Annotated in this window: 6 protein-coding genes and 2 pseudogenes; 5 read left to right on the top strand and 3 right to left on the bottom strand. The window is 38.4% G+C overall.

All coding sequences use genetic code 11. The features are described from left to right. Positions 1-151 (top strand): annotated as a pseudogene (locus F908_RS15830) (IS701 family transposase); the annotation flags it as partial. Positions 152-166: 15 nt separating this feature from the next. Here the strand turns inward: F908_RS15830 and F908_RS00930 are convergent. Then, positions 167-397: pseudogene (locus tag F908_RS00930) on the bottom strand (TonB-dependent siderophore receptor); the annotation flags it as partial. Positions 398-856: 459 nt separating this feature from the next. Here F908_RS00930 and tig point away from each other — a divergent pair. The 4 genes from tig to F908_RS00910 all read left to right on the top strand — a co-directional run bounded on the left by tig (position 857) and on the right by F908_RS00910 (position 5,196). Continuing rightward, positions 857-2,188 carry a trigger factor gene (tig, locus tag F908_RS00925; protein WP_005156182.1) on the top strand — a complete coding sequence of 444 codons (1,332 nt, stop codon included), beginning with the start codon at positions 857-859 and terminating at the stop codon, positions 2,186-2,188. 196 nt (positions 2,189-2,384) lie between these two features. Further along, positions 2,385-2,990 (top strand): ATP-dependent Clp endopeptidase proteolytic subunit ClpP, encoded by a 606-nt coding sequence (clpP, locus tag F908_RS00920; RefSeq protein ID WP_004660445.1) that lies wholly within the window; start codon positions 2,385-2,387, stop codon positions 2,988-2,990. 28 nt (positions 2,991-3,018) lie between these two features. Then, positions 3,019-4,329, top strand: a complete 1,311-nt coding sequence (gene clpX / locus F908_RS00915) for an ATP-dependent Clp protease ATP-binding subunit ClpX (protein WP_005156181.1) — start codon at positions 3,019-3,021, stop codon at positions 4,327-4,329. A 150-nt stretch (positions 4,330-4,479) separates the two neighbouring features. Continuing rightward, positions 4,480-5,196, top strand: coding sequence for a DUF2846 domain-containing protein (locus F908_RS00910; protein ID WP_005156180.1), 717 nt, complete (start codon positions 4,480-4,482; stop codon positions 5,194-5,196). A gap of 17 nt (positions 5,197-5,213) precedes the next feature. Here the strand turns inward: F908_RS00910 and F908_RS00905 are convergent, their stop codons facing one another. Beyond that, entirely contained in the window at positions 5,214-5,756 is a 543-nt protein-coding gene (locus F908_RS00905) for a DUF2059 domain-containing protein (RefSeq protein ID WP_005156179.1), read from the bottom strand. 93 nt (positions 5,757-5,849) lie between these two features. Further along, positions 5,850-7,376 carry a fumarate hydratase gene (locus F908_RS00900; protein WP_005156176.1) on the bottom strand — a complete coding sequence of 509 codons (1,527 nt, stop codon included), beginning with the start codon at positions 7,374-7,376 and terminating at the stop codon, positions 5,850-5,852. Positions 7,377-7,434: the final 58 nt, after the last annotated feature.

The following is a 7,434-nucleotide window of genomic DNA, read 5'->3' as shown; positions in this document are numbered from 1 at the left end:
CTACGTTGAGATACAAAAGAACCAGTTTGAGCGGATCTTTGAAAATATATATCGTTGGCAGAAGAAATTATTTAGACCAATGATCAAAAACTTCATTGATGACTTTATTCTCGATAAAAATCATCTGCTACCACAGAGAATCTATAAATGATAGTGCGTAAGTCCTAATTTCTTTTTTAATTACTTGAATCGTTTGAGGTGTGTCTACTAAAGGTTGTGTGTATTTTGGGGAACTAACGGTATTGGCTTTATAGATCTCTTGCGCTGTCACTTCAATGGTTGGAAGTTGAGTCACTTTTTCTTCTTTAGTTGCCGCATGACTGACTAAAGGTAGACTTGCTGCAAGTGCAACTAACGGTGTTGTAGCAATATGTTTACGGCTTTTGATTTTTGCCATGAGAGAACCCCCGAAATTAAACAGATGAATGACAGAGCTTTTGATCTTTTTAAACTTCCACAAAAATGTAGTAAAAGTGAGTAGATTGTTAAGCTATGTAACATTTTGTGAGAAGTCTAATGATAATTATTATTATCAATTGTGATTTTGGCTATATAATGAATTGTATAGGCTTAAGCTTATGATATTTATAATTTAATTTTATAATTGATATTATGCTTGTTTTTGATAATGAGAATCAGTATTAACGATTGATTTGTTTAATGCTATGTTTTTTATACTTAAATGATTATTTTAAAATTGTTAGTTTGATTTTTTAGGTTGAGAATTTAAATATTGTTTTTCTGGAAAATTAGGAAAAATAGGGAATTTTGATCATCTGATTTTGTATATCTAGAAAGTTGTCATATAATGTGGCACTTTTAAAAATGTTACTACTAACTATATATCGAGGAAGCCATGCAAGTAACGACTGAAGCGGTTTCGGGCGTTGCCCGTCGTTTAAATGTTTCTGTACCGACGAGCCGTGTTAACGAGCAATTTGAAGCTCGCTTAAAACGCACTGCCAAAACTGTGAAGATCAACGGCTTCCGTCCAGGTAAAGTGCCTTTAAATGTTGTTCGCCGTGAATATGGTGCGAGCATTTATCAAGAAGTTGTGAATGACATTATTCGTGACACAGTATTCGAAGCAATTCAACAAGAAAAAATCAATGCGGTCGGCATGCCGAACATTGAAAAAGTTGAAAACAAAGATGATGCTTTAGTTTATGAAGCGACTGTAGAAGTGTATCCAGAAGTAGAAGTGAAAGCTTTTGCTGACTTAGAGATTGATCGTAAATCATCAGAAATCAACGATGCTGATGTTGATGTAATGATTGAAAACTTGCAAAAACAACGTGCTTCTTGGACTGAAACTAAAGGCATGGCGAAAAAAGACATGCAAGTGACTTTCGATTTTGAAGGTACAGTTGATGGCGAGAAGTTTGAAGGCGGTGCTGCTGAAGACTTTAAAATGGTTCTTGGTTCTGGTCGTATGATTCCTGGTTTTGAAGATGGCATCATCGGGATGAAGAAAGGCGAAGAGAAAGTGATTGATGTTACTTTCCCTGAAGATTACCAAGCTGAAAACTTAGCGGGTAAAGCAGCTCAATTCAAAATCACTGTGAAGCTTGTTGAAAAACAAAAACTTCCAGAGATTGATGCTGAATTCTTAAAAATCTTTGGTTTAACTGAAGAAGAAGGCGTAGATAAGTTAAAAGCTGACGTTCGTAAAAATATGGAACGTGAAGTTCGCAACGGTCTTCGTAACCAAGTTAAACAAGCTGCATTTGATGCACTTGTCGCTGCAAATGAAATTGAAGTTCCAGCTTCTATGGTTGCTCAAGAAATTGACCGTCAACGTCAACAAATGATTCAACAGTTCACTCAACAGTTTGGTGCTCAAGGTGCAGGTGCATTTGATAGCAGCATGCTTCCAGATGAGTTGTTCAAAGAACAAGCTGAAAAATCAGTGAAGCTTGGTGTATTGGTTAGCAAAGTATTAGCTGATGCTAAACTTGAAGTTGATCAAGCACGTGTTGAAGCTTACATCGATGACATGGCTTCTTCTTATGAAGATCCAACAGAAGTGGTTGAATACTTCAAAAATGACAAACAACAACGTGCTCAAATCGAAGCAGTTGTGTTAGAAGATCAAGTTGTTGATCACATTTTAGCTGCTGCTAAAGTAAAAGATGTTTCAGTAAGTTACGAAGACTTATTAAAAGAACAACAAGCTCGTCGTGGCTAATCTTTTAAAAGTTCAGAAGAAAGGCGCTTAATGCGCCTTTTTTTATCCGTGTTATGAAAGTGTTAATTTATCGAAAAATTGCCAGCTTTTAGTCTAAATAGTCGAATATTTAGGGTTGAACCTTTTGCAATTTCAGCGATTATCCCTCATATTGTTGGCATGATCGAGTCACAATAATTTAGGAATAAATAAACATATGTATGTTCCAACAATTGAAAATGCTTTAGTTCCTGTAGTCGTTGAGCAGTCATCACGTGGTGAGCGTTCATTTGATATTTTCTCACGTTTGTTACGTGAGCGTGTGATCTTCTTGACTGGTGAAGTGGAAGATAACATGGCGAATCTTATCGTTGCGCAGATGTTGTTTCTGGAAGCTGAGAATCCAGAGAAAGATATCCATCTTTATATCAACTCACCGGGAGGCTCAGTAACTGCTGGTATGGCAATTTATGACACTATGCAGTTTATTAAGCCAGATGTTGTTACATATTGCATGGGACAAGCGGCTTCAATGGGTGCATTCTTATTGAATGCGGGTGCTAAAGGAAAACGTTACTGTCTTGAAAATGCACGCGTGATGATTCACCAACCACTCGGTGGTTTCCGTGGTCAAGCGTCTGATATCGAAATTCATGCACGTGAAATTCTTTATATCAAAGAGCGTCTAAATCGTCTGATGGCTGAGCATAGTGGTCAAGATTATGAAAGAATTGCACGTGACACAGATCGTGACAATTTTATGACTGCACAAGCAGCTAAAGAATATGGTTTAGTTGACCAAGTATTAAGCAAACGTCCCTAGTTTTTAAGATTTAAGTTGTGGAGTAAATATGTCCGAACATCCTCAAGGACAAAAGCATTGTTCATTTTGTGGTAAGACACAATCTGAAGTTGGAAAATTGATTGCAGGTGAGGACGCATATATTTGTAATGAGTGTGTGGATGTCTGCTTAGATTTAGTGCAAACCAGTCAACAAGTTGAAGCAGGTGACTGGGCGACTAAAGCTTTGCCTAAACCACATGAGATACGTGCTGCGTTGGATCAATATGTCATTGGACAAGATGTTGCAAAGAAAACACTATCTGTTGCGGTCTATAATCATTATAAGCGTTTGAAAGTTGGTCAGTCGCATCATGCACATCAAGATATTGAGATTGCGAAAAGTAATATCTTGTTGATTGGACCAACAGGTTCAGGTAAGACCTTGCTTGCGCAAACACTTGCACGCTTATTGGATGTTCCTTTTGCCATGGCAGATGCAACGACACTCACAGAAGCGGGTTATGTGGGTGAAGATGTTGAAAATATCGTACAAAAGTTATTGCAGAAAGCGGACTACGATGTAGAAAAAGCGCAGAAAGGTATTATCTATATTGATGAGATTGATAAGATTACCCGTAAATCGGAGAATCCATCAATTACTCGTGACGTATCGGGTGAAGGTGTACAACAAGCATTATTGAAAATGATTGAAGGCACCGTTGCTTCTATTCCGCCACAAGGTGGTCGTAAGCATCCGCAACAAGAATTCATTCAAATTGATACCTCAAATATTTTATTTATTTGTGGTGGTGCATTCTCTGGTTTAGAGAAAATTGTACAACAACGTCAAGAGAAAGGCGGTATTGGATTCACGGCTGATGTGAAGAATAAGGACGACAGTAAAAAAGTCTCTGAGTTGTTCCGTCAAGTCGAAGCAACTGATTTAGTCAAATTTGGTCTGATTCCTGAGTTTATTGGTCGTTTGCCTGTGATTGCAACTTTAGAAGAACTGGATGAAGAAGCATTAATGCAAATTCTGACAGAGCCTAAAAATGCATTAACTCGCCAATATCAGTATCTTTTCACGATGGAAAATGTTGATCTTGTTTTTGATGAATCTGCATTGCGTGCTGTAGCGAAGAAAGCACTTGAACGAAATACGGGTGCGCGTGGCTTACGTTCAATTTTAGAAAACGTTTTGCTAGAAACCATGTATGACTTACCAAGTCGTAGTGATGTGGGGACGGTTATTGTGGATGAAGCTGTAATTAATGGTACAGCTAAGCCAACATTTAAGACTGAACGTTTACCACAAGTGACAACACCTGAATTAGTTGAAAAGAAAGATTTGAAAGTTATTGATTCAAAATCTGCTTAATTCTCATTCATCTAAAAAGCATGAAAGCTTAGAGTTTTCATGCTTTTTTTATTTGCAATTAATTAATGAGGTGTTAATCTTAAAAATTGGAAAATCCGCATAGTTTTGCGCTGTTAAAAATAAATCCAAGAAAACGCCTTGAGGGATATCATGCGTTATTTAATATTGTCATTATGTTGTGCAGGGGTATTGGCTGGTTGTCAAAGTCATAAGACAGTTGAAGAAAATACGACAACACTCACAGCAACTTTACCTCCAGTAGATACAACAAAAGAGCCAGGTCTGCTTGATCAGTATCATGTGGGAGGTTTTACTGTTGGTGGATGGGTCAATCAAAAATTAGGTCAATTTTACACACCGATCAAACCACAAAATGAACAAGCCGCGGTGGTTTATTTGTATCGTCCAGATACACGTTGGAATCGTCAAGAAATTGCAGCAGCAAACTTATTTATTAATGGGCATCGAATCCCAAGCCTATTGCATAATCACTATTATTGGGTGGAACTACCAGCAGGTACCTATCGTTTGAGTGTGAGCCGCCCATTGGCTGGTATGCATTTCCAAAAACCAAAGTATTTAGATTTCACGGTTGATGCATCACAAACTTATTTTATTAAATATGATGAAGAAAATAAGATTTCTCGCAGCGAACATACGGGACCATTTATGATCATGCCCGATAAAGTCGCACATCAGGAAATTGCCTTTACTCGCCTAAAATCATCAAGCTATAACTTTGTGGCACAAGATGCCTCAGGTAAAATTCGGTCTAAGCCTCAAGAGTTAAAGCCAGCTAAGTATGATGAAAAATCTGAGGTCTTATTGGTTAAGCCATTTAAACTTTGGAATCCATTGACGTGGTAGTCAATATTGAGCAGCGTTTATTCATCTTGAATTAAGGGTTTGATGATGCTTAAAAGCTGCTCTTTGAGTTTTAAATTTTGCTCAGGATCATTTAAGGTCTTTTGATTTAAATTATTCATGTATTGAAAAACATTGCTGCTAATTGTTAAATTTTTTTGGTTGATTGATTTTCCTTCTGGCGTTCGCAAAAATTTTAAATAAGCTTGTACTTCCTCTTCACTCAGTGTTTCTGTATAAATTTGCTCAATTGTTTGTAATGTTTCAGGCCGCATAAACATTTTTGAACTTTTGTCTTTTAATAATTGACTGAGTTCTACAAGTGCTAGATGTTCTTGATTGGTTGTCAGTCTCTCTTTACCCAAAATTTTTAAAAGCATACTTTCGGCTTTAGAGTCTAATGCAGGCTGCATCTCATCTAGAGACGAATGTAAAAGGTTTTCTAAATCACTGAGTCTAATTAGTTCTTTTACAGATTTTTTTTGAGCAGGACTGGCAAATGTATTTTCTGTTACCATTACACAGCAAAGACTCATTATTAGGATCGATATTGTTTTATTCATCTTGTTATCCTTATTGTTTTTTATAATTTAACAGATGCTTTAGGCAAAAAAATAGCCGAATACGATGATTCGGCTAAGATTATTGTATGAGTATTATTGAGCGGCAGCATCAACTACTGGAATCTTGCCAATCTTGGCTTGCCAGATTTTTGGCGCAGTCGCGTGGATAGACGTACCATTCACATCAACTGCAACAGAAACAGGCATATCTTCAACTACGAATTTGTAGATGGCTTCCATACCTAAGTCTGCAAAAGCAACGACTTCAGCTTCACGAACTGCTTTAGACACGAGGTAAGCAGCGCCACCCACAGCCATTAAGTAAGTTGCTTTATTGTCTTTGATTGCTTCAACAGCCGCTGGACCACGATCCGCTTTACCGATCATGCCGAATAAGCCAGTTGCTTCTAACACTTGACGCGTAAATTTATCCATACGCGTTGCAGTTGTAGGACCAGCAGGACCAACGACTTCATCACGAACAGGATCAACAGGACCAACGTAGTAAATGAATTTACCTTTTAGATCGACTGGAAGTTCTTCGCCATTATTTAGCATGTCAACCATGCGCTTATGTGCAGCATCACGACCTGTATAAATTGTACCATTGAGAAGTAATGTATCGCCTGGCTTCCAAGCATTCATTTCTTCTTGAGTAATGGTATCAAGGTTGACACGTTTAGATTGAGATGAATCCCATGTTACAGCAGGGTAGTCTTCAAGTTTAGGTGCTTGGATATGTGCAACACCAGTACCATCCAACTGGAAGTGTGCGTGGCGTGTGGCAGCACAGTTTGGAATCATACCGACTGGCTTACCTGCTGCGTGGCATGGGTAATCTTTGATTTTAATATCAAGAACTGTGGTTAAACCACCCAGACCTTGTGCACCAATACCGAGAGCATTCACTTTCTCGAAGATCTCGATACGGAGTTCTTCCATCTTGCTTTGTGGGCCACGACGAAGTAATTCGTCCATGTTGATTTCTTCCATAAGTGCTTCTTTGGCAAGCATCATGGCTTTTTCAGCAGTACCGCCGATACCAATACCGAGCATACCTGGTGGACACCAACCTGCACCCATCGTTGGAACAGTTTTAAGTACCCAATCCACAATTGAATCAGATGGGTTTAACATCGCAAGTTTAGATTTATTTTCTGAACCGCCACCCTTCGCTGCAACAGTAATATCAACTTTATTACCAGGAACGAGTTTGTAGTGAATCACGGCAGGGGTATTGTCTTTGGTATTTTTACGACCAAAAGCTGGGTCTGCTAAAACAGAAGCACGGAGTACGTTTGAGTTTTCTAGGTAACCTTGGCGTACACCTTCGTTTACAGCATCATCCAAGCTCATGGTTAAATCAAATTTAACATCTAAGCCGACTTCAAGGAAAACGTTAACGATCCCTGTATCCTGACAGATTGGTCGGTGACCTTCAGCACACATACGTGAGTTGATCAGGATTTGGGCAATAGCATCTTTTGCAGCTTTGTTTTCTTCACGATCATAAGCACGGCTCATCGCTTGGATGAAGTCTTGTGGGTGATAGTAAGAAATAAACTGCAGGGCATCCTTGATTGATGTAATCAAGTCATCTTGTTTGATGATCGTTGTCATATCAAATTTCTCTTGAGCGGGCGATTAGCTGGCGGGCTAAATTATATGACAAAAAGCA

Source organism: Acinetobacter sp. NIPH 284 (assembly GCF_000369425.1).
Lineage (GTDB): Bacteria > Pseudomonadota > Gammaproteobacteria > Pseudomonadales > Moraxellaceae > Acinetobacter.
This window is presented reverse-complemented; position numbering and strand designations above follow the sequence as displayed.